This is a genomic window from Flavobacterium sp. 83, assembly GCF_000744835.1.
GTDB lineage: Bacteria > Bacteroidota > Bacteroidia > Flavobacteriales > Flavobacteriaceae > Flavobacterium.
Genome location: NZ_JQMS01000001.1, coordinates 316593 through 338296, shown reverse-complemented (window position 1 = coordinate 338296; position 21704 = coordinate 316593). Strand labels below are relative to the sequence as shown.

19 protein-coding genes are annotated in these 21704 nt (G+C 31.7%); 17 read left to right on the top strand and 2 right to left on the bottom strand.

All coding sequences use genetic code 11. From position 1 onward, the window contains the following. Positions 1-206 precede the first annotated feature (206 nt). A complete protein-coding gene (locus T410_RS01530; protein WP_035668059.1) occupies positions 207-671 on the top strand; it encodes a UpxY family transcription antiterminator in 465 nt (154 codons plus the stop codon). Between the two features lie 507 nt (positions 672-1178). Beyond that, positions 1179-2462: a nucleotide sugar dehydrogenase gene (locus tag T410_RS01525; RefSeq protein ID WP_035668057.1), complete on the top strand. Its 1284-nt coding sequence runs from the start codon at positions 1179-1181 to the stop codon at positions 2460-2462. 142 nt (positions 2463-2604) lie between these two features. Here T410_RS01525 and T410_RS01520 read toward each other — a convergent pair whose 3' ends face one another. Together T410_RS01520 and T410_RS16860 are read right to left on the bottom strand one after the other, a co-directional pair. After that, entirely contained in the window at positions 2605-2835 is a 231-nt protein-coding gene (locus T410_RS01520) for a hypothetical protein (RefSeq protein WP_152556922.1), read from the bottom strand. A 166-nt stretch (positions 2836-3001) separates the two neighbouring features. After that, a complete protein-coding gene (locus T410_RS16860) occupies positions 3002-3223 on the bottom strand; it encodes a hypothetical protein (protein WP_152556921.1) in 222 nt (73 codons plus the stop codon). Positions 3224-3247: 24 nt separating this feature from the next. On the opposite strand from T410_RS16860, the gene T410_RS01515 reads away from it, so the two are divergent. The 15 genes from T410_RS01515 (at position 3248) to T410_RS01445 (ending at position 21572) form a co-directional block, all read left to right on the top strand. Further along, complete coding sequence (locus tag T410_RS01515; RefSeq protein WP_035668053.1) at positions 3248-4255, top strand: mannose-1-phosphate guanylyltransferase; 1008 nt, start codon at positions 3248-3250, stop codon at positions 4253-4255. Positions 4256-4262: 7 nt separating this feature from the next. Continuing rightward, entirely contained in the window at positions 4263-5213 is a 951-nt protein-coding gene (locus T410_RS01510; protein ID WP_035668051.1) for a GDP-L-fucose synthase, read from the top strand. A 114-nt stretch (positions 5214-5327) separates the two neighbouring features. Next, a complete protein-coding gene (gene gmd / locus T410_RS01505) occupies positions 5328-6452 on the top strand; it encodes a GDP-mannose 4,6-dehydratase (RefSeq protein WP_035668048.1) in 1125 nt (374 codons plus the stop codon). A gap of 57 nt (positions 6453-6509) precedes the next feature. After that, positions 6510-8030, top strand: coding sequence for a lipopolysaccharide biosynthesis protein (locus T410_RS01500; protein WP_035668046.1), 1521 nt, complete (start codon positions 6510-6512; stop codon positions 8028-8030). Next, the gene (locus T410_RS01495) at positions 8027-9190 is read left to right on the top strand and encodes a glycoside hydrolase family 88 protein (protein WP_035668044.1); all 1164 of its coding nucleotides are present in this window, start codon (positions 8027-8029) and stop codon (positions 9188-9190) included. The genes T410_RS01500 and T410_RS01495 overlap by 4 nt, the downstream gene beginning before the upstream one ends. A gap of 138 nt (positions 9191-9328) precedes the next feature. After that, complete coding sequence (locus T410_RS01490) at positions 9329-10456, top strand: polysaccharide pyruvyl transferase family protein (RefSeq protein ID WP_035673937.1); 1128 nt, start codon at positions 9329-9331, stop codon at positions 10454-10456. A 141-nt stretch (positions 10457-10597) separates the two neighbouring features. Further along, positions 10598-11824 carry a VpsF family polysaccharide biosynthesis protein gene (locus T410_RS01485; protein ID WP_035668042.1) on the top strand — a complete coding sequence of 409 codons (1227 nt, stop codon included), beginning with the start codon at positions 10598-10600 and terminating at the stop codon, positions 11822-11824. A 10-nt stretch (positions 11825-11834) separates the two neighbouring features. Beyond that, entirely contained in the window at positions 11835-12830 is a 996-nt protein-coding gene (locus T410_RS01480) for a glycosyltransferase (RefSeq protein ID WP_193743716.1), read from the top strand. A 48-nt stretch (positions 12831-12878) separates the two neighbouring features. Next, positions 12879-13979 (top strand): glycosyltransferase family 4 protein, encoded by a 1101-nt coding sequence (locus T410_RS01475; RefSeq protein WP_035668038.1) that lies wholly within the window; start codon positions 12879-12881, stop codon positions 13977-13979. 157 nt (positions 13980-14136) lie between these two features. Next, positions 14137-15057: a glycosyltransferase family 2 protein gene (locus tag T410_RS01470; RefSeq protein WP_051929329.1), complete on the top strand. Its 921-nt coding sequence runs from the start codon at positions 14137-14139 to the stop codon at positions 15055-15057. A gap of 16 nt (positions 15058-15073) precedes the next feature. Further along, a complete protein-coding gene (locus T410_RS01465; protein WP_035668036.1) occupies positions 15074-15823 on the top strand; it encodes a WecB/TagA/CpsF family glycosyltransferase in 750 nt (249 codons plus the stop codon). Between the two features lie 122 nt (positions 15824-15945). Further along, positions 15946-16404: a VanZ family protein gene (locus T410_RS01460; RefSeq protein WP_035668035.1), complete on the top strand. Its 459-nt coding sequence runs from the start codon at positions 15946-15948 to the stop codon at positions 16402-16404. 238 nt (positions 16405-16642) lie between these two features. Then, positions 16643-18061 (top strand): undecaprenyl-phosphate glucose phosphotransferase, encoded by a 1419-nt coding sequence (locus T410_RS01455; RefSeq protein ID WP_035668034.1) that lies wholly within the window; start codon positions 16643-16645, stop codon positions 18059-18061. 335 nt (positions 18062-18396) lie between these two features. Next, complete coding sequence (locus tag T410_RS01450; protein WP_035668032.1) at positions 18397-19191, top strand: polysaccharide biosynthesis/export family protein; 795 nt, start codon at positions 18397-18399, stop codon at positions 19189-19191. 8 nt (positions 19192-19199) lie between these two features. Then, positions 19200-21572 (top strand): polysaccharide biosynthesis tyrosine autokinase, encoded by a 2373-nt coding sequence (locus T410_RS01445; protein ID WP_035668030.1) that lies wholly within the window; start codon positions 19200-19202, stop codon positions 21570-21572. The last annotated feature ends 132 nt before the right edge of the window (positions 21573-21704 follow it).

The following is a 21704-nucleotide window of genomic DNA, read 5'->3' as shown; positions in this document are numbered from 1 at the left end:
AGTAGCGCTAAGCTTTGTTCCGTTTTACAACACAAAAAAACTCGAACTGACGTTTTTGATAATTGCCTCAAGGGGCTAAACGTATTCAATTCTTGCTTGGTAGGTTTAGTTATAACCATTAAAAATTGGTAATCAGAGTTGATAAAGGAGTAGCGCATAATAAATAAATAAAGATTCGTATTTTTATTTTAAAAACAAAACCTAAGATGAATTGGTATGTAGTGTATACAAAACCTAAATGGGAGAAAAAAGTAGCGGAACAATTGAGGAATATTGGAATCGAATGTTATTGCCCCTTGATTACACAAGTCCGTCAATGGTCTGATAGAAAAAAGAAGGTTGAAGTGCCACTTTTTAATTCTTATGTTTTCGTTCAATTGCCAGAAGCTTCCAGGAATTTAGTATTTCAGTCATCTGGAGCCGTACGATATTTATTTTGGTTAGGAAAACCGGCAATTGTGAGGGATGAAGAAATCAATATTATTAAAAAAGGCCTTGACAGTTCTATTGATTGTGAAATTTCGTTAGTTCCATTTCAAGTTGGTGATAAGATTGAACTGGATTCAGGACCATTTTCAAATCAAACTGCAATAGTTCAAGAGGTAAATAATACCCACTATATTTTAGTATTGGAATCACTAGGATGTGTTTTGAAAATGAAATTTAAGTAGAAATGCAAATGGAGTTATTTTTATAGTAAGCAGTGCGTCATTTTTGATTTTTTTCGTATAATTATAACTATTGATTTAAATTGTAAAAAAGGCATCGGTGTATTATACATTTATAGATTTGGTGTATTAGTTTCTGAAGAATCAATATAATTGTTTAAAAAAATGCTCTAGTAATATAAGTATATGTTATTTTGAGCATTTTTTTATTGTATTTAAAACTCAGTTTGTCTTCATTAAAATTATTTAGAATTATTTTTTTTAAACAATTTTTTGTCTGAAATGAGCTGTTGTTAGTTATTTCTTTTGTATTGGTTTACAGAATGTTATGTTTTTTTTAAAGAAAAGTTAATAATTTCACAACATAGAGTTCTTACAATTCAGTGAAAATATTGGTTTATATTTTTATATTTGTACGGAAATAACAGCGCGCTTCCTGCTCAAATGTGTGAGTAGGAAGCGCGAAGCGGTACATTGAAATTGACATTTGTGAATTAGTTTTTTCTAAAAATGAGCTCAAATATAAAAATAGCGGTAATTGGTCTTGGGTATGTTGGGTTGCCATTAGCGCGGTTATTTGCAACAAAATATGCGGTTGTTGGGTTTGACATCAATGCATCCAGAGTTGCTTCATTGCAATCTGGTACCGATACTACTTTTGAAGTTTCCGATGCTGTATTGCAAAAAGTACTTCTTCAAAAAAACAATGCTAGTATAGGTTTATATTGCTCTACAATTCCAGAAGATATTGCAACTTGTAGTTATTATATCGTAACTGTACCTACGCCTGTTGATAAAAACAACAGACCGGATCTGACTCCTTTATACAAATCAAGTGAAACGGTAGGGAAATTATTGAAAAAGGGAGATGTTGTCATTTATGAATCGACAGTTTATCCAGGAGTTACAGAAGAAGAGTGTGTGCCTGTTTTGGAAAGCGTTTCGGGTTTACAATTCAATGTTGATTTCTTTGTGGGCTATTCTCCTGAAAGAATTAATCCAGGCGATAAAGAGCATACCGTTGATAAAATATTAAAAGTGACTTCTGGTTCTACACCAGAAACTGCTCAAAAAGTAAATAAATTGTATCAGTCTGTGATTACAGCCGGTACTCATTTGGCACCAACAATAAAAGTAGCCGAGGCAGCCAAAGTAATTGAAAACTCACAGCGTGATATTAATATTGCTTTTGTGAATGAGTTGTCCAAAATTTTCAACTTAATAAACATTGACACACAGGCTGTTTTAGAAGCGGCCGGAACCAAATGGAATTTTCTTCCTTTCAAACCTGGTTTGGTAGGAGGACATTGTATTGGTGTAGATCCTTATTATTTAGCTCAAAAAGCGCAGGAAATGGGGTATCATCCAGAGATTATTTTAGCCGGAAGGCGCCTAAATGATAGTATGGGGGAATACGTAGCTTCTCAAATTGTAAAACTGATGATTAAGAAAGGGATTTCTGTAAATGGAGCAACACTCTTGATGCTTGGAATCACTTTCAAGGAAAACTGCCCTGATGTTCGCAATACAAAGATTGTAGATGTTATTGCCGCTTTAACGGATTATGGCATTACGGTGACAATATATGATTCATTGGCTGATCCTGATGCTGTAAAAAAAGAATATAAACTAACTACCTTAAATACATTGCCCAATACTACGTTTGATGCCATTGTTTTGGGGGTTGCGCATACAGACTTTTTAAATTTGGACTTTTCAAGATTACAAAATTCAAATAGTATTTTGTATGATGTAAAAGGAGTTTTGGGAAGAGCTGTTGATGGTAGATTGTAAAAATTGTATAGCAATCATCATTTTCCGTCCATCGAAAAGCGTCCATCGAATAACGAACATCGGTTTCTCGTCCATCGTCTTTCGTTTTCCCGTCCATCGAAAAGCGAACATCGGTTAACGGACATCGAATAACGGTCAACGGTTAACGAACATCGGTCAACGAAAATCGTCCATCGGTCAACGGACATCGAATAACGGTCAACGAAAATCGTCCATCGTCTTTCGTTTTCCCGTCCATCGAAAAGTGAACATCGGTCAACGAAAATCGTCCATCGTCTTTCGTTTTCTCGTCCATCGAAAAGCGAACATCGGTCAACGAAAATCGTCCATCGTCTTTCGTTTTCCCGTCCATCGAAAAGTGAACATCGTCCATCGGTGAACGGACATCGAACAACGGTCAACGGACATCGAATAACGGTCAACGAAAATCGTCCATCGTCTTTCGTTTTCCCGTCCATCGAAAAGCGAACATCGTCCATCGGTCAACGAAAATCGTCCATCGTCTTTCGTTTTCTCGTCCATCGAAAAGCGAACATCGGTCAACGAACAACGGTCAACGGACATCGAATAACGGTCAACGAAAATCGTCCATCGTCTTTCGTTTTCCCGTCCATCGAAAATCGTTCATCGGTCAACGGACATCGAACAACGGTCAACGGACATCGAATAACGGTTAACGAACATCGTCCATCGAAAAGCGAACATCGGTTAACGGACATTGAATAACGAATAACGGTAAACGGACATCGAATAACGAACATCGGTAAACGAATAAAAAATAAAACATGGAAAACAAAAAATCAATTACACACGTCATTCTTACTGGAGGAGTAGGTAGTAGGTTATGGCCTTTATCACGAAAAAGTCAACCAAAACAATACCTGGATATATTTGACGGTAAATCTTTATTTGAAATGACTGTGGATCGGAACCGTAATATTGCTGATAAAGTGATGGTTGTCGGTAATATTGATAACTGTCATTTGAGTAGAAATGTTTTAGAAAAATCAAGTACACAATATATTGATATAATTGAATCAACTCCACGAAATACGGCTGCTGCTATTGCGTTTGCTGCTTTTGCTTCGCAACCGGATGATATATTAATTGTTACTCCATCAGATCATATTATTGATGATGTGGTCCCTTATGAAAAAGCAATTAATGAAGCGGTTGAGAAAGCATTAAATGGGTTTATCGTTACTTTTGGAATAGTACCTACAAAACCAGAAATTGGATACGGGTATATCGAGCGTAAAGGAGATGATGTAGTTTCTTTTAGAGAAAAACCCAACCAGGTTACTGCAGCTGCTTTTATAGCAAAAGGTAATTTTTTGTGGAATAGTGGGATGTTTTGTTTTAAAGCCAGTGTTTTATTGGAAGAGCTAAAATCTTTTCATCCTGAAGTATATGAAAAGTCAAGAATAGCATGGGAAAATAATACAGCAGGAAATTTAGATTTAGATTTATCTCTTGATATTCCTTCTATCAGCATTGATTATGCAGTAATGGAGCGAAGTAAAAAAATTAAAGTGGTTACGTCTCAATTTGCTTGGTCTGATTTGGGTTCTTTTGAATCGGTTTACGATTATTTATTGACTATTGGGCACAAAGTTGACGAAAACGGAAATATGGTGATTGGAACCGATAATTATACTGCTTTCATCGGGGTAAAAGATACCATATTCGTTTATACTCCTACTGCTAATTTAATTTTGAAAAAAGAGTTTTCACAAGATGTGAAAAGTGTGTATAGTGCATTAGAAAGAGCCAATTCTGATTTATTGAATTAATAAAATTGTGAGTAAAGGCACCAAAATATATATAGCAGGACACAATGGTATGGTGGGAAGCGCCATCTGGCGAATGCTTACTGAAAAAGGCTATACTAACTTGATTGGAGTTTCCAGTAAGGAGTTGGACCTGAGGAAGCAACAGGAAGTTGCCGCTTTCATGGCCAATGAAAAACCGGAAGTTATTATTGATGCTGCTGCAAAAGTGGGCGGGATATTAGCGAACAATGATTTTCCATATCAATTTATTATGGAAAACATGCAAATACAGAATAATCTAATCGACACAGCATTGCAATCTGGTGTGGAGAAATTTATTTTTTTAGGAAGTTCTTGTATTTATCCAAAACGGGCACCACAACCTTTAAAAGAAGAGTATTTGTTAACAGATACTTTGGAGCCAACCAATGAATGGTACGCTATTGCAAAAATTACTGGAGTGAAAACCTGTCAGGCAATCAGAAAGCAATTTGGAAAGGATTATGTGAGTTTGATGCCTACAAATCTTTATGGTACTCATGATAATTTTGATTTGAATACGTCACATGTTTTACCGGCTATGATACGTAAATTTCATGAGGCTAAAATAAATAATAATGCTCCGGTTACCCTTTGGGGAAGCGGGACACCTATGAGGGAATTTCTGTTTGTGGATGATATGGCACAATCTGTTGTGTTTGCTTTAGAAAACAAACTGCCGGATTATTTATATAACATAGGTACGGGTGAGGATTTAACCATTAAGCAATTGTCAGAAACCATCCAAAAAATTATTGGGCATCAAGGGGAAATTATTTGGGATAGCAGCAAACCGGACGGGACTCCAAGAAAATTAATGGATATTTCCAAAATGCATGCTTTGGGATGGAAACATCAAGTACAATTAGAGGAAGGAATACAAAAGACCTACAGTTGGTTTTTAGAGAACATTGACCAGTTTAAGCAAATGAAGATGTAAATTCGGCCATCGTTGACCGTCCATCGTTGAAGAAAAAGCGAAAAACGATTCTCGTATTTCGAACAAACAACGAACAAACAACGAACAAGAAACAACGAACAACGAATAACGAATATGAGTGCAGTACAAAAAACAGCATTTATTACTGGGGTAACAGGACAAGACGGGGCTTACCTAAGTGAGTTTTTATTAAAAAAAGGATACATCGTCCACGGATTAAAAAGACGTTCGTCTTTATTTAATACGGATCGTATTGACCATTTGTACCAAGATCCACATGTAGATCATCGAAACTTCTTTTTACATTACGGTGACATGACGGATAGTACTAATTTGATTAGTCTGATTAAAGAAATCCAGCCCGATGAAATTTATAATTTAGCTGCAATGAGTCATGTGGCTGTTTCTTTTGAAACACCTGAATATACTGGGAATGCGGATGGATTGGGAACTTTGCGTATCCTTGATGCCGTTCGTTTATTAGGGTTAGAAAAAAAGACCCGTATTTATCAAGCTTCCACTTCGGAGTTGTATGGTAAAGTACAAGAAGTACCACAATCAGAAACAACACCATTTTACCCTCGTTCGCCTTATGCTGTGGCTAAAATGTACGCTTTTTGGATTACAGTAAACTATAGAGAAGCGTATGGCATGTATGCCTGTAATGGTATTTTGTTTAATCATGAATCTCCTATTCGTGGGGAAACTTTCGTAACGCGTAAAATTACAAGAGCGACTTCTAGAATTGCATTGGCTTTACAAGATAAATTGTATTTAGGAAACTTAGATGCTAAAAGAGATTGGGGACATGCCAAAGATTACGTTCGCATGATGTGGATGATTTTGCAGGCTGATGAAGCAGAGGATTGGGTCATTGCTACAGGAAAAACGACTCCAGTGAGAGATTTTGTTCGAATGAGTTTTGCAGAAGTAGGCATTGAGTTAGAATTTGTAGGAGAAGGGGTTGAAGAAAAAGGCTATATTAAATCGTGTAGCAATCCAGCATTCCAACTGGAGATTGGAAAAGAAGTATTAGCAGTTGATCCTAAATATTTTAGACCGACCGAAGTTGATTTGTTGATTGGTGATCCAACCAAAGCGAAAACAAAACTAGGCTGGGAATGCAAATATGATTTACCAGCCTTGGTAAAAGATATGATGCAGTCAGACTTGAAATTGATGCGAAAAGAACAATACCTAAAAGATGGCGGGTACGCTACATTGAATTATTTTGAATAAAGCCTTAAAGATTAAATCAAGTTTCAGTATAACGCAGCATAAACGATATAAAAAATAATGACTAATTCAGGAAATAACAAACGAATTGCCAAAAATACATTCATTCTCTACATCAGAATGTTTTTTACAATGGGGGTAAGTTTATATACTTCGAGAGTAGTTTTAAATACATTAGGAGTACAAGATTATGGGGTTTATAGTATTGTAGGTGGAATTGTCACTTTGTTTAGCTTCTTCAATAGCGCCATGACTTCGGCAACCCAACGATTTTTGGCTTTTGATATAGGAAAAAATGATTTGGAACAATTAAAAAAAACCTTTAATGCCACACTTAATATTCATATTTCGATAGCTATTTTGGTATTAGTGTTAGCAGAGACAATAGGGTTGTGGTTTGTAAATCATAAATTAAATTTGCCTCTAGATAGGATGGTAGCAGTTAATTGGGTGTATCAGTTTTCTGTTTTTACTTTTCTTTTGGGAATCATACAAGTTCCCTATGATGCTTTGATTGTAGCCAGAGAAAAGATGGATATTTATGCCTATATGGCCATTGTAGAGGTGTTTTTGAAATTAATAATCGTTTATCTTTTGGTTGTGTTTTCTTATGATAAATTAATACTTTATGCTGGTTTATTGTTTCTGATATCTTTTATTGTAAGGACAGGACATAAACAGTATTGCAAGTGGCAATATGAAGAGAGTAAATACCAATTTTATTATGACAAATCTTTCTACAAAGTTTTATTGTCCTATTCAGGTTGGAATTTGTTTGGGAATATAGCAGGAGTAGCCCGGGGACAAGGTTTAAATATATTATTGAATCTTTTTTTCGGAACTGTTTTAAATGCTGCTTACGGAATTAGTATGCAAGTACAAACAACAGTGCAAGGTTTTGTGTCTAATTTTCAAATGGCTATAAATCCTCAAATCATTAAACAGTATGCAGCAGGAAATAGACAACAATGTTTAAAGTTGATTTTTCAGAGTGCTAAATTTTCTTACTTTTTAATGTTTATTATTGCCTGTCCCATTCTTTTTAATATTAATTTTATTTTAGAATTATGGTTAAAAAATCCACCGAAATACACTTCTGTTTTCGTGACTTTAAGTATAATTAGTATATTGATAGAATGCATTTCGGGACCTCTTATGATTGGTGCTCAGCTAACAGGTGATATAAAATGGTATCAGATAACAATGGGGTCATTTGTATTTTTATGTTTGCCAATATCTTATTTACTCTTAAGATGTTATAGCAATCCCTCAATAATTTTTATTGTAATTATTACAGTAAATGCGATTTCATTATTATGGAGATTATTATTTTTGAAAAAAATGATAAATCTAGATGTTAAATCGTTCTCATTAAAAGTGTTATCAAAAATAATTGTAGTGACTGCGATTGCAGTATTAGCTTTTCATTTTATGAATATTTCAATCCAAAATTCTTATTTAGATTTTTTTGTAAAATCAATAACTTTAACAATTATAAATTTAATTTCAATTTATTTTATAGGTTTAGATAATAGTGAAAAAACCTTAATAACATCATTTATAAAAACTAAAATTAAATGAATTTTACAATTTCAAAACAGAAATTATTAATTATTCTAATTGTTTCTATTGCCTTAAATCTATTGGTTTTTATAATTGATACTTTCCCATTTATATATCCAAAACTCGAAAATTTTCAAGATAATAACACAATTCTTGGTGTTAGTAATCCTGAGGAACAAATTGCAAGTAAATCCCTTGAAATTGCTAAATCTAATATTTTAGTTATGGGTGCTGAACATAAAGGTTTTACAGAGACGATATTTAATTTGAGACGAGGTGATTATCATTCGGGTGATTGGAAAACATATAATTACCCAAAGGCCTTTTTATATTATGGATTGTCTGAATATTTTATTGAGAAAGGTAATCGAAAATCATTAAACGAATTTAAAATTATATTCGATAAATTAATTGACAATCAAGGTAATCCAATATTTGATTTTGATAAAGTTGATCAAGTCCCTTTTGGATCGGCAGCGCTAAATTTATACAAATTTTATAAAGAAGATAAATATTTAAATTTTTCGAATTTGGTTTATAAAAAATTATTATCAATGTCCGATAAAAATGGTATTATAATGTATCGAAAAGAATTAGATTTTCAACTTGATGATGTATTGGGAATGGTCGTTCCTTTTTTAATGGAATATGATAAAATTAAACATGATGGTAAGTCGGTAAGCATAGCAAAAAAACAATTGGATTTTTATATTAAATATGGTGTTGACAAAGAAACATTTTTACCAACTCATGGTATAGTGTTGAAATCCAAAATAAAAATAGGTCCTACTAACTGGGGTAGGGGGATTGGGTGGTATTTGTTAGCTTTGTCAAAATACTCTACAATCACGGGTGAATATAAGAAAGAGTTAACAGGCCTATTAAGTAGTTTGGATTCCTTGAAAACAAAAGAAGGTTTTTGGACTCAATTTCCGGGTAGTTCAAATAATTTTGATGCGTCACCAACAGCAATGTTTATGTACAGCATTAGTTTGACAAATAAAAATATTTATAAAAAGGCTGATGTTTTGAAGAAACTTGGAATATATATATCTAAAGAAGGTTTAATTAAATTTACGTCTGGAGATACTCATGGCATTAATGATTATTCTAAATCATTTGGTTATAGCGAGTTCTCACAAGGAATGCTATTATTATTGTTGAGTAATATTCAGTAATAAAAAATGGTAATAATTACAATATTAACTTAAAAAGTTAATTAAAAATTAAAAATAAATTTCAAATATTAGAATATCAATAATTTATAAATAAAAGCTCAAAACTCTACCTTAAAAGCATTGATTAAATATAAAAAAATGAAAATCGCAATTTTAACACAACCTCTTGCGCATAATTATGGAGGTATTCTTCAGGCTTATGCATTACAAAAAATTCTAAAAGATTTAGGTCACGAAGTGATCACCATAGATAGGCAAAACAAAAAAGATATTCTAAAAACATTACGTTATTTTAAAAATGCTACATACGATAGGATTGTAAATAAACGAAAACCTTTCTTTTCAAAAAGACAAATTGACTATGTTTATAAAAATACAATACAATTTATTCATAGTAATATTAATAGGTCGGAATATATTGATAATACACTAGATTTAAAAAGTCATTTTCATAAGAATAATTATGATGCTATAATTGTAGGTAGTGATCAAACATGGAGACCCATATATTCCCCAAATATCTATAATTATTTTTTCGATTTTTTGCAAGATAATGCCAAAATAAGAAAGATCTCTTATGCCGCATCGTTTGGAACTGACAAATGGGAATTTTCAGATATTGAAACTGAAAAGTGCAAACATTTAATCCAACAATTTGATGCAATTTCAGTAAGAGAGTACTCAGGAGTTGATCTTTGCAAGCAATATTTTAATTCTAGTGCTCAAGTTGTTTTAGACCCAACTCTATTGTTAAAAAAAGAAGATTATATAAAAGTTATTGATTCTTCCAGAAGGGATTTAAAGCCGGTAAATGGGATTTTTACTTATATTTTGGACAAAACGGCGAATAAGACCACATTGATTAAGAACGCCTCATCATTGCTTGGTTTACCTGTGTTTTCAAATCAACCAAAAGAAGTGTATGGCAAGTCAAGTTGTATGGAAGTAGAAAACTATCTATATCCTCCCGTTGAAGGCTGGTTAAATTCATTTTTAAAAGCTGATTTTGTTATTGCTGACTCATTTCATGGAATTATTTTTTCAATTATATTTAATAAAAATTTTATTGCTATTGGAAATAAAGAACGAGGATTATCGAGGTTCAATAGTTTATTGAAGCTTTTCGATTTAGAACACCGATTGATTGACGAAGAAGGAGAGCTTGCTGAAAACCTTTTGTATGACGAAATCGATTATGTAAAAGTTAATAGTGTTTTGGATAAGTGGAGAAATGAGTCTGTCGATTTTCTGAAAAATAATTTATAACATATTGATTTAAATTTATAGTTTCGATTTATAATTGGAAAAATTAGTTAACATCCCTATCTATAATTCGGTTTGTAGAATAATACATTTTTTGGATATTTAATCGACACTATAAAATGGTTTTTAAGTTAAATAATACGTATGGTAATTTCTAATTATAAATATAAATATTGGTTTTATAGTATTATTATTTGTACCCTTTTTTTTGGTACTAATGTTTTGTATGTTTTAGGGTGGATGACGGGAACATCTAACGTGTCTTCTTATCAGTTACTTTTGCCACAGTTTTACCTTGCGGTTCTTCTTATATTTTTTATGAATAAGAAGAATGTTCTTCGAAAAAGTAGAGAAGAGTTGATTGTGGTAGTTGTATTATGCTGTATGGTGTTATTCATGGTTATACTGGGTAACACCGGGTCTATGTCGAGCATTCCAAATGGATTATTGCTTCCTGTATTGATATCTATAATTATAAAACATATGCCTAGGTCCATTACGAAAAACCTAAGGTCGTTGCTTTTATTTTTTCTTATTTGTAATAGTGCAATGGCCATATTAGAGAGAGTTTTGAATTTTAATTTTTTTCCTTTTACTGGAAGTTATATTATTACAGATTGGGTATCAGAAGATACTAGCTTTAGAAGTACTGCCTTTCAAAATCATCCATTAAATAACGCATTAATGACCTCAATTTTAATGTCATTCGTCTTAATAGACGCTGAAATTTCTATTTGGAAAAAATATGCATATCTATTGAGTGGATTTCTGTCTTTGTTATGTTTTAATACACGTAGCTCCATAGTTTTATGGGCGATAGTTTTAGTGTGTTATTTTGTGCTGAATTTGTCAAGTAGAAAGACGAGCATGAAACAGATTAAGCCGTTAATTATTATTGCTTTTTCTTTGGTAATTATGACTATTTTTTATTTTTTTATAACTTTAAATTGGGGCGATAGATTATTGAATATTGATGTGACATCTGACAAAAGTGCATTAGCAAGATTTGAAATTTGGTCTATATTTGATCATTACAGTATTATGGATTTTCTCTTTGGTATGTCATCTGATGAATACAATAATATTCTTTCAATAATGAGTTTCGGGCATGTTGAGAATTACTGGATTATTTTCGTAATTAGATATGGTCTTATATTTACCTTTCTTTTTACTTTTGCTTATTTTAAGTTATTTAAGTCATTACTGAGTTTTTATAGGACTCGAGATGTTATTTTCATTTCGATTATTTTTCTTTTTCTTAGTTCAACAAATAATTCGTTGGCATTTAATGACCAAGTTTTGAGTGTTTTTTTACTTTGCTGCTATGCATTTATGCCCTATTTAAGTAGTAGGTATGCATATAATAAATAAATTTGATAATATGAAAGCAAAAGAGGATTTTATCTTCTCATTTATAATTCCAGTTTACAATGCTGAATGTTTTATTTCACAATGTGTTGACTCAATTATCGACAGTAATACAGTAGGAGTTACGATAGAAATTATTCTGGTTAATGATGGGTCAACGGATGGGAGTAATGATATTTTAATGAAATATTTTAAAAAATTTTCTTTTGTAAAGGTTTTTACGAAGGAAAATGGAGGGGTGTCTTCTGCAAGGAATCGTGGATTAGAAGAAGCAAGTGGAGAGTATATTTGTTTTGTTGATTGTGATGATATGGTTAGTTCTAATTACATTAGTAATCTGATTATGTACGGTATTGTAAGTAAACCAGATGTAATACAAATTGGCTTTACAAGAGAGTCAAATACTCGCAGCTATAATGTAAGTCCAAAGAGAAATAGAAGATATGAGAATTTAAATGATTTTTTTAGGAAGGAGTCATATACACACGCAGTTTGGTCGTATGTATTCAAACGTAGTTTAATAGTCGATAATAATATCGTGTTCGACAATAAATTGCATTACTCTGAGGATCAAGATTTTATAATAAAAGTATTTGCTAATTCAAAAAATGTCTTTACGAATAAGGGAGTTTTGTATTTTTATAAAGATATAGCTTCCTCTGCGGTTAATAAAAGTGTTACTCGAGAAAGAGCATTAGCTCAGCTAAAGGTAATATTGAATCTTGTATCAACCGTTCCTATATTATATAAATATCACAGGCAGGTGGTTAGTGATTTGTTAGATGACTATTTTATATATAGCGGAAAAGTACAAGGTTTTCCTTATCAGGATGTACTTAAAGAATATAAGCTTTTTGCTGGGTTTGTAGAAAAGAAAAATTTTGTTAATTTTCCTTATTTTAAAATGTATATGCCTCTTTATTTTGGTAGGCTATACTTTATAAGCGTTAGTCCGTGCATAAGGATAAAAAAAAGCTTTTTGAGGCTTTACAAAAAATGTTTATACTAAAATAATAATAATTTAACGTCAACAGTGGCGTTGCAATAATGGCTTCAAATGAAAATACTTCATATACTGAACGGTACTGATATAGGTGGCATAGAAAGATTTGTTTATTATTTAGCAAAGGCTCAGTCTAAAAACAAATCTTTAGAAGTAGGAGTGTTTTTTTGTAAAAAAGAAGGTGAATTAATATCTTTGTTTTTAGACATTGACATAAAAAGGTATTTTATAGATATAGATGCATTTGATTTAAATTTAGTTAAATATACAAAGATGAATTCAATTGCAAAGCACTATGATGTTGTACACATACACTCTTTTAGACCTATAAGAGATTTATTGTTTTATTTTAATAGTAACAAGGTAATATTTACTAATCATAGTGTACTTGGTTTTGGTAGAGCTGTAAAAAGAACAGATTTTTTAAAATGGAGTTTGTTTAAATTTTTTTCGAATCGTAAAAAAATTTTTTTAACGTTTAATTCAAAGTATACCGAAGATTTCTGGAGAAAGAGAGGGGTTAAAAATGAAAACTCTTCAATTATCTACAATGGAGTCAGTTTTAGAGATGTAAAGAATAGGGATTTAAGAAGTGTTTTAAATTTGAATGATAAATTTATTATAGGTACTTCAAGTAGATTAATTGAATGGAAAAGAATTGATTTACTTATTAAGGCATTTTGTGTTTTTCAGCATAATAAAAAAAGTGCTTTTCTACTTATTGTTGGTGATGGTAATGAAAAAGGGCGGCTTCAGGAATTAGTAAAATCGTTAGGCATGAGTGAAAAAGTATTATTTACTGGTAATGTAATTAATGTTGAAGACTACCAATTTATGATGGATGTTTGTGTTTTTCCGTCAACGACAGAAGCTTTTGGTCTTGTTGCAATAGAATGTATGGAGTACGGAAAGCCTGTGTTGGTTATGGCGGATGGTGGCGGAATTACTGAAGTTGTAGAGAAATTAGATGAATCAAACGTTTGTGATGATATGGATTCTTTAATTGAAAACCTCGAAAGATATTTTAATAATCAAGATTTATTAAAAGGTAAATATTTTGAAGAAAGAGTTGCTTTTTCTAAAGAGTTTGACATGAATTTAAAAGAAAATGAATTCTTTGATGTTTACAAGTTAATGTTATGTAATAAAAAGTAGTATTATTTACACTTTAGTAAAGGCTTTTTACTATTTATTTGTTTCTAATGAAAAATAAATGTTAAACCCTTATTTATGTATTTATTTGTTAGTTTTTATTAAGTCATTGTAATACGTATATTTTTAGTCTTAATTAGTGAATTTTAAAAAAAAAGTAATGATGAAAATAAAGTATTCAATAGTTGTTCCTCATAAAAATTCGTTTGACTTATTATTAAAGCTTTTGAAGTCAATTCCTGAACAATCTGATTTTGAGGTAATTATTGTAGATGATAATAGTAATTATTCTGAAAAAGAGAAAATTAACAGTCATTCCTTTAATGATAACGTTATTGTTATTTTTAATTCAGATTCTGGAGGGGCTGGTAAAGCTAGAAATTTAGCGTTAGAGAGAGCTTCGGGTAAATGGGTGATTTTTGCTGATGCGGATGATTATTTCTCAGAGAATATGGAAATATTATTGGATGATTATTTTGAAGCCAAAGAAGATATTATCTATTTTGGTACATCTAGTGTTTTTGCCGATACTAACCAAATTGCGAGTCGACATGTTCGGTATATGAATTTGGTGAGTGATTATTTGAAAAATATTAATGACGAAGATGCTTTAAGATACTATTTCACGCCTCCTTGGGGTAAAATGATTCGTAGAGAACTTATTGAAAGTAACAATATTCGTTTTGAAGAAATTTTAGCATCTAATGATATTTATTTCTCGTTAAAATCTGCTTTTCATGCTAAATCTATAACGGCTACTCTTGAAATATTATATATTATAACTGTATCGCATGGTAGTTTAACAAATTCTTTTAGTAAAAGCCATTTTGATGCTAGATTTAATGCAGCATTACGAGCAAATAAGTTTTTATGTATTATAAATAAAAAAAAATATCAACAATCTGTTTTATATTTTTTAGCAAAATCGTATAAGTTGGGAATGAAATATGTTCTTTATGTATTATTAGAATTAATAAAGCATCGTTCAAATTTATTTATAGGATTAGATAAAGTACTTAAATATAAAAAAGTATTAAATGAAAGAGAAAATGCTAAATATTTGATAAAGAAGGTAGGTTGATTAATTTAACAAAAATATGAAAAAAATAAATATTCTTAATATTAATTTACATTCTTTAAAGCTTTCAGAATTATTAAATAATTTAAAAAAAGGTATTATAATTACCCCCAATGTTGATCATCTGGTTAAATTGCAAAAAGACCGCGAATTTTATGAAATCTATCAAAAAGCAGATTGGGTAATATGTGACAGTAATATACTAGCTTTAGGTGCAAAATTTTTAGGAAACCCCATTAAAGAAGTAATTCCTGGATCTTCATTATTACCTGCTTACTGTGAATTTCATAAAAATAATAATGATGTAAAGATTTTTCTTTTAGGTGCGAAAACTGGAGTAGCAGATTTAGCAATGAATAAAATTAATTTTCGCACTGGTAGGGATGTGGTTGTAGGGGCTCACTCTCCTTCTTTTGGTTTTGAAAAAAATGAAACGGAATGTGAAAGAATTATTGATTTAATTAACAAAACTGACGCTACAGTATTAGTTGTAGGAGTAGGAGCGCCTAAGCAAGAAAAATGGATATATAAATACAAAGATAGATTCCAAAATATCAAATTGTTTATGGCTTTAGGTGCTACCATAGATTTTGAAGCAGGTAGAGTTAAACGTGCTCCCAAAATATTTCAAAAGACAGGGATGGAATGGTTGTATAGACTGTTACAGGAACCTAAACGTTTGTGGAAAAGGTATTTAATTGATGATTTGCCTTTTTTTTATTTTATTTTAAAACAAAAAATAGGTATTTATAAAAACCCCTTCCAATAGAATGTTATTGTTAGCTTTTATTTTGTAAAGTTCAACATTTTTTTAACATAAATTACATAATGGTTTATAATTAGTATCAAAAATAGTGTTTATTTTAATTAATTTAGATAGTTACTCCATAAGTGATTTCGTACAAAAGAAAGAATGCATATAATAGATGGATATGTCTGGGTAATTTTGTGCTGTTTTTACTAATTACCATATCTATTTTTTATTTTTCATGGATTCCGGATAACAAATTAGCATCAGAGACTTATTTGCCTTTATGGCTTCTTAATTGGAGTAATACTTATTTCAATCTTCGTACTGCGGTTCCCTTTGTTATATTTGGTTTTTTTTTGGAAGCTTTATTTTCTTTAAAGAATAAATTGCAAAAAAATAAAAACAGGTTTGGTTTTTGGTTCAGGAATTCGGCTGTAGTATTGGTTGTAGTTTGTCTTGCCGAAGGCGGTCAATTTTTTATCAGTAAGAGGCATCCTGATATAATGGATGTTATGTTTGGTATCATAGGAAGCCAAATTGGTTTTGTTGCCTTCTATATTTTAAAAAGATTTAAAGCGAATTTAGTAGAAAAAAAATAGGACCCTTTTTGTTTGTAGTTAACTATTGTTAAATTACAAATCTTTTTTTTTAAAAAAAAAATACTAAAACGGTTAGCTTAAACGTCATTTTATATTGCTTTTTAGAATAATAATTAGGCTTCGAACTTGCGAAATTTATAATAAAAAATTAATGATACCCATGGTTGTCCGGTTGGTGTTATAAATTATAGAAAGATATTTTTTTATTAATTAGTTTTTTTACAAATCTTATTTATATATGTCATTAATAAAACACCTAGCTACTTATCGTTTTTCCCGTTATTTTAAACTTTGTTTTTTAGTATGGGATATTGTATTGTTGAACGCAGCTATTGTACTCTCTTTCTTATTACGATATGATAGTTTTGACAGAATTGAATTAAAAGAGGTGCGAACAATATCTTTATTGTCTAATTTATTTTGGATTGTATTATTACTTTATAAAGATTCGTATCGGGTTGTTCGTATCGAACGTATTGAGAGCATCTTGATGCGAATGATTAAAATGATTATTATTCACGCAGCATTGATCGCCATGATTGTAGTGCTGTTAGAATATGCGGATGTTAATCGTTTGCGTATCATCTATTTTTATATTGTTTTTTTTATTCTACTTTTTGTATCTCGGGTAGTTTTCATGATAGTGTTGAAATACATTCGGGCAAAAGGGTATAATTTTAAGAATGTGATTATTATTGGAGCCAATGATACAGGTGAGCACATACGAAAAATTTTATCAAAAGACCTTACCTATGGTTATAGGGTATTGGGTTTTTTTGAGGACTCGGTCGATCCTTTTGCTTTTATATCGGCACCTATACTGGGAAATTTTAATGCGATTGAAGACTATCTTCTAAAGGAGAAAGTAGATGAAATGTATGTCGCTCTGCATATTGATAATATAAAAATAATCAATGAATTGACGTTGCTTTGTGAACGCAATATGGTTCGCATTAAGTTTTTACCTGATTTTCAGTTGTACACTAAATCACGTAAGGTAGAGATTAATTTTTATGAGAATACCCCTGTCTTGATGTTGCGTAAAGAGCCTTTAGAGATTACGGTCAATTTGTTGTCAAAGAAAATGTTTGATCTTGTTTTTTCTTTTTTGGCCATCGTATTGGTTTTTCCTTGGTTGTTTCCTATTATTTTTGTTTTAATAAAATTAGATTCACCTGGACCCATTTTTTTTAAGCAGGAACGTTCCGGAAGGGAGAACGAATCTTTTCTGTGTTGGAAATTTAGAACGATGAGGGTCAATAATAATTCAGATACGATGCAAGCTACGAAGGGCGATGCCCGAGTAACTAAAATTGGTGCGTTTATGCGGAAAACAAATATAGATGAATTACCTCAGTTTTTTAATGTATTGTGGGGTACCATGTCTGTGGTGGGACCACGTCCGCACATGTTAAAACATACCCAACAATATTCCGAATTAATCAATAATTATCTGGTCCGTCATTATGCGAAACCTGGAATTACCGGTTGGGCACAAGTGAATGGCTGTCGGGGTGAAACGAAAGAGCTTATTGATATGAAGGACCGCGTGGATCATGATATTTGGTATATAGAAAACTGGAGTATTTTATTGGATTTAAAAATTATTTACTTAACTGTTTTCAATGTTTTTAAAGGTGAGGATAATGCGTATTAAAAATATAAATCACTTTTTGAATTTTTAATTCCACAAATCAAAAGAGAAATGTTATCTTAACCCGTCGGGTGTAATTAGGTTTTGATAATAATTTTTCGTCAGTTCGAGTGATTTTCGATAGAAAATCGTATCGAGAACAAGAAAAATTTCATTAAAAACGATTCTCGATACATTTTTGTTCCGTTTTACTACACAAAAAACACTCGAATTGACGTTTTTAATAATTGCACCCAACGGGTTATCTTATTAATTTTGTTATAAATATTTTCTTGTTTTTGATGTCTCCTAAATAGTAACTCAAAATACTTATATTTGCTCTTTTTAAAAATAAATTTATGAAATACCTTTCTTTATTACAAAAAGCAATTTCGTTGTTTTTGATTTTTTTTCTTTTTTCCTGTGCTTCGCCTAAAGATATTGTGTATTATCAGGGTGCAGATGGAATTACACCTCAGGAAAAGTCTAATTCGTATGAAATTAAGATGCAACCGGATGATTTACTGATGATTATTGTATCAGCCGAAGATCCTGAAATTGCTATGCCATTCAATTTAAAAACATATAGTCTTCCAAGTACTAATAAATTAGATATTGTTCGTGGACAGGAAACCGTTCAGTTGTATATAGTGGATGCTCAGGGAACTATTGATTTTCCTGTTTTGGGTAAATTGAAAGTAAGTGGATTGACCCGATTTGAAGTATTGAAAATGCTACAAGATAAAATTGCGGTTTATATTAAGAATCCTATAGTTAACCTTCGTGTCATGAATTTTAAAATTTCGGTACAAGGAGAAGTTAATTTGCCGGGGACGTATCCAGTCGCCTCTGAACGAATTACATTGATTGAAGCGTTGACGATGGCGAAGGATTTGACCATTTATGGAAAGAGAAATACTATTTTGATCATACGTGAAATAAATGGTATAAAATCCTATAACAGAGTTGATATTACTAAAGCTGATTTTATCAACTCTCCCTTCTATTATTTAGCCCAAAATGATGTCGTTTACGTGGAACCGAACCGAAATAAGATAAATGGAGCGGCTATAGGTCCTAATACCGGAGTAATTATTTCTATTTCTTCGTTGTTGATTACCTTAATTACTTTGATTATTACTACTACAAAATAAATTAGTGCATGGAAAATAATAGGTTTGACGAAGATCAGGAAAGTGATTTTCAATTGAAAGAAGTATTTGATAAGTATATCGTGCATTGGCAATGGTTCCTGATTTGTGCCTGTATGAGTTTGTTTTTTGCTTTTTTGTATTTGCGGTACACGGTGCCTGAATATCAGGCAAGTACTAGCATTTTAGTAAAAGATGAAAAAAAAGGAGGGATGCTTTCTGAACTGTCTGCTTTTGCGGATTTAGGTATGGGCGGAGGCTTAAAAAGTAATGTGGATAATGAAATTGAAATTTTAAAGTCCAGAACCTTAGTAGAAAGTACGGTAAAAAAATTAAATCTTAATGTTGCTCTAGTTAATAGGGGAAATGTAGTGGATGTAGAAATTTACAAAGAGTCTCCTATAGCAGTCTATTTTGTGGATAAAACAAATCTTTTTTATGAGCAAAAAATGGATTTGAAATATACCGCTTTGACAGCCACTACCTTTAAATTGGAGAATGAATCAGTAAAGGATACTTCAAAGATACTTTTAAATAATAAAAGTGTGTTTCGCTATGGGGAGCTAATACCTACTAAATGCGGACGTCTTATGGTCAGTAAGACAAATGTTGTTGTGAATCCCAAAAAGAAAGACAGTCCCATCAGTATTGTTGTAAGTCCGCTAGAGGATGTTGTAGATGGTTTCGGAAAAAAATTAAAAGTAGAGTCCATTAGTAAAACGAGTAGTGTGGTCACCCTTTCTGTTACTGATGCTGTAGTCACAAAGGCGGAGGATTTTCTAAATAATATGATTCAGATTTATAATGAAGATGCCGCAGCCGATAAAAATTTTGTTTCAGAAAATACGTCTAAGTTTATAGCCAACCGTTTGACTTTGATTACCCAAGAGTTGGATGGTGTCGAGCAAGATGTTGAAAGTTTTAAAAAGTCGAATAAACTGACTGATATCGAATCAGAGGCGAAGCTTTTTATTGAAGGTTCTAATGAATACGATAAAAAGGGAGTGGAGACTGAAATACAATTGAACGTTGTTTCGTCGATGTTGGATTTTATGAAAAAAAGTACGAATGCTGATTTGTTGCCTAGCAACATTATTGCAGGTCAAGGAGATACTTCTGGATTGATTAGCTCGTACAATCAATTGGTTTTGGATCGTAACCGGATTTTGAAATCAGCTACCGCTGTCAATCCTTCCGTGGTTAAAATTGATCAGCAAATTTCTTCGTTAAAAACGACTGTAGCTGCCAGTTTATTGCGATTGCAAGCGAGTTTGTCTATTCAAAAAAGGGACTTAAGTAGTAATGAAGGGGTGCTGAATGCCAAGATTGGTAAAATACCGGTACAGGAGCGTCAATTCAGGGTAATTGCTAGGCAACAGAAAGTAAAAGAAGAATTGTATTTGTATTTGTTACAAAAACGGGAGGAAACGGCAATCTCTTTGTCAGCTACGGAGCCTAATGCGCGGGTTATCGATGCTGCCAAAGCAGAAAAGGCACCGCTTTCACCAAAGAAAAATATCATTTACTTAGCTGGTTTCTTGCTAGGATTACTGGTTCCATTTGGGGTTATTTATACCGATGACCTGTTAGATACCAAAATTAAAAGCAGACTTGATTTAGATGGAAAAACACAGATTCCTTTTATAGGTGATGTGCCTACATCGGATAGTCCTTCTGAAGTCATAAGATCAGAAAGTCGTTCCAGTACTGCAGAAGCCTTAAGAATTGTTCGAACAAATCTGGAGTTTATGTTGAGTAAGGTTCCTGAGGGTCAGGCAAAAACAATATTTGTTACTTCTACCTTTCCTAAAGAAGGGAAGACTTTTGTCTCTGCTAATCTTGCTGCTACCTTTGCTTTATCGGGTAAAAAAGTATTGTTGATAGGAATGGATATCAGAAATCCAAGACTGGATGAGTATCTCACCTTGCCAGACCGTGGATTTACGAATTACTTATCTTCAAAAGATTTACTCCTTGAGGATTTAATTGTAAAATATGATGGTTATGAAGATTTTCATGTACTTCCTGCAGGTGTAATTCCTCCAAATCCTGCTGAATTATTAATGAGTAAAAAAGTAGATTTGGCTTTTAAAACTTTAAAATCCCAGTATGATTATATTGTTGTAGATACTGCTCCGGTGACTTTAGTTACTGATACTTTATTGATTGCTAAAAATGCCGATTGTTTTATTTATGTTGCTCGTGCTAACTTTTTGGAAAAAAGAATGTTGAACATTGCAAATACTTTGTATAAAGAGAAAAAATTACCTAATATGTGTCTACTTCTTAATGACACGGATTCGACCAAAGGGTATGGTTACGGATATGGTTATGGAGTAAAATTAAAACAAGTACCTTGGTATAAAAGCATATTGAAGGTTTAGTTATAACGACTTATTTAAAAAAAGTTTACAAAGTTTTAATTTTGTAAACTTTTTTTATTTACACCTATTTCTATCTTTTATATGAAATTTCTGATACTTAGTGTTTTATCATAATTTTTAATTTTTTAAAAG

What these genes read in the sequence shown, in the direction of transcription:
- T410_RS01530 (WP_035668059.1), top strand. Translation starts at nt 207, where the DNA reads ATGAATTGGTATGTAGTGTATACAAAACCTAAATGGGAGAAAAAAGTA.
- T410_RS01525 (WP_035668057.1), top strand. Translation starts at nt 1,179, where the DNA reads ATGAGCTCAAATATAAAAATAGCGGTAATTGGTCTTGGGTATGTTGGG.
- T410_RS01520 (WP_152556922.1), bottom strand. Translation starts at nt 2,835, where the DNA reads ATGGACGATGTTCACTTTTCGATGGACGGGAAAACGAAAGACGATGGA.
- T410_RS16860 (WP_152556921.1), bottom strand. Translation starts at nt 3,223, where the DNA reads ATGTTCGTTATTCGATGTCCGTTTACCGTTATTCGTTATTCAATGTCC.
- T410_RS01515 (WP_035668053.1), top strand. Translation starts at nt 3,248, where the DNA reads ATGGAAAACAAAAAATCAATTACACACGTCATTCTTACTGGAGGAGTA.
- gmd (WP_035668048.1), top strand. Translation starts at nt 5,328, where the DNA reads ATGAGTGCAGTACAAAAAACAGCATTTATTACTGGGGTAACAGGACAA.
- T410_RS01500 (WP_035668046.1), top strand. Translation starts at nt 6,510, where the DNA reads ATGACTAATTCAGGAAATAACAAACGAATTGCCAAAAATACATTCATT.
- T410_RS01495 (WP_035668044.1), top strand. Translation starts at nt 8,027, where the DNA reads ATGAATTTTACAATTTCAAAACAGAAATTATTAATTATTCTAATTGTT.
- T410_RS01490 (WP_035673937.1), top strand. Translation starts at nt 9,329, where the DNA reads ATGAAAATCGCAATTTTAACACAACCTCTTGCGCATAATTATGGAGGT.
- T410_RS01485 (WP_035668042.1), top strand. Translation starts at nt 10,598, where the DNA reads ATGGTAATTTCTAATTATAAATATAAATATTGGTTTTATAGTATTATT.
- T410_RS01480 (WP_193743716.1), top strand. Translation starts at nt 11,835, where the DNA reads ATGAAAGCAAAAGAGGATTTTATCTTCTCATTTATAATTCCAGTTTAC.
- T410_RS01475 (WP_035668038.1), top strand. Translation starts at nt 12,879, where the DNA reads ATGAAAATACTTCATATACTGAACGGTACTGATATAGGTGGCATAGAA.
- T410_RS01470 (WP_051929329.1), top strand. Translation starts at nt 14,137, where the DNA reads ATGATGAAAATAAAGTATTCAATAGTTGTTCCTCATAAAAATTCGTTT.
- T410_RS01465 (WP_035668036.1), top strand. Translation starts at nt 15,074, where the DNA reads ATGAAAAAAATAAATATTCTTAATATTAATTTACATTCTTTAAAGCTT.
- T410_RS01455 (WP_035668034.1), top strand. Translation starts at nt 16,643, where the DNA reads ATGTCATTAATAAAACACCTAGCTACTTATCGTTTTTCCCGTTATTTT.
- T410_RS01450 (WP_035668032.1), top strand. Translation starts at nt 18,397, where the DNA reads ATGAAATACCTTTCTTTATTACAAAAAGCAATTTCGTTGTTTTTGATT.
- T410_RS01445 (WP_035668030.1), top strand. Translation starts at nt 19,200, where the DNA reads ATGGAAAATAATAGGTTTGACGAAGATCAGGAAAGTGATTTTCAATTG.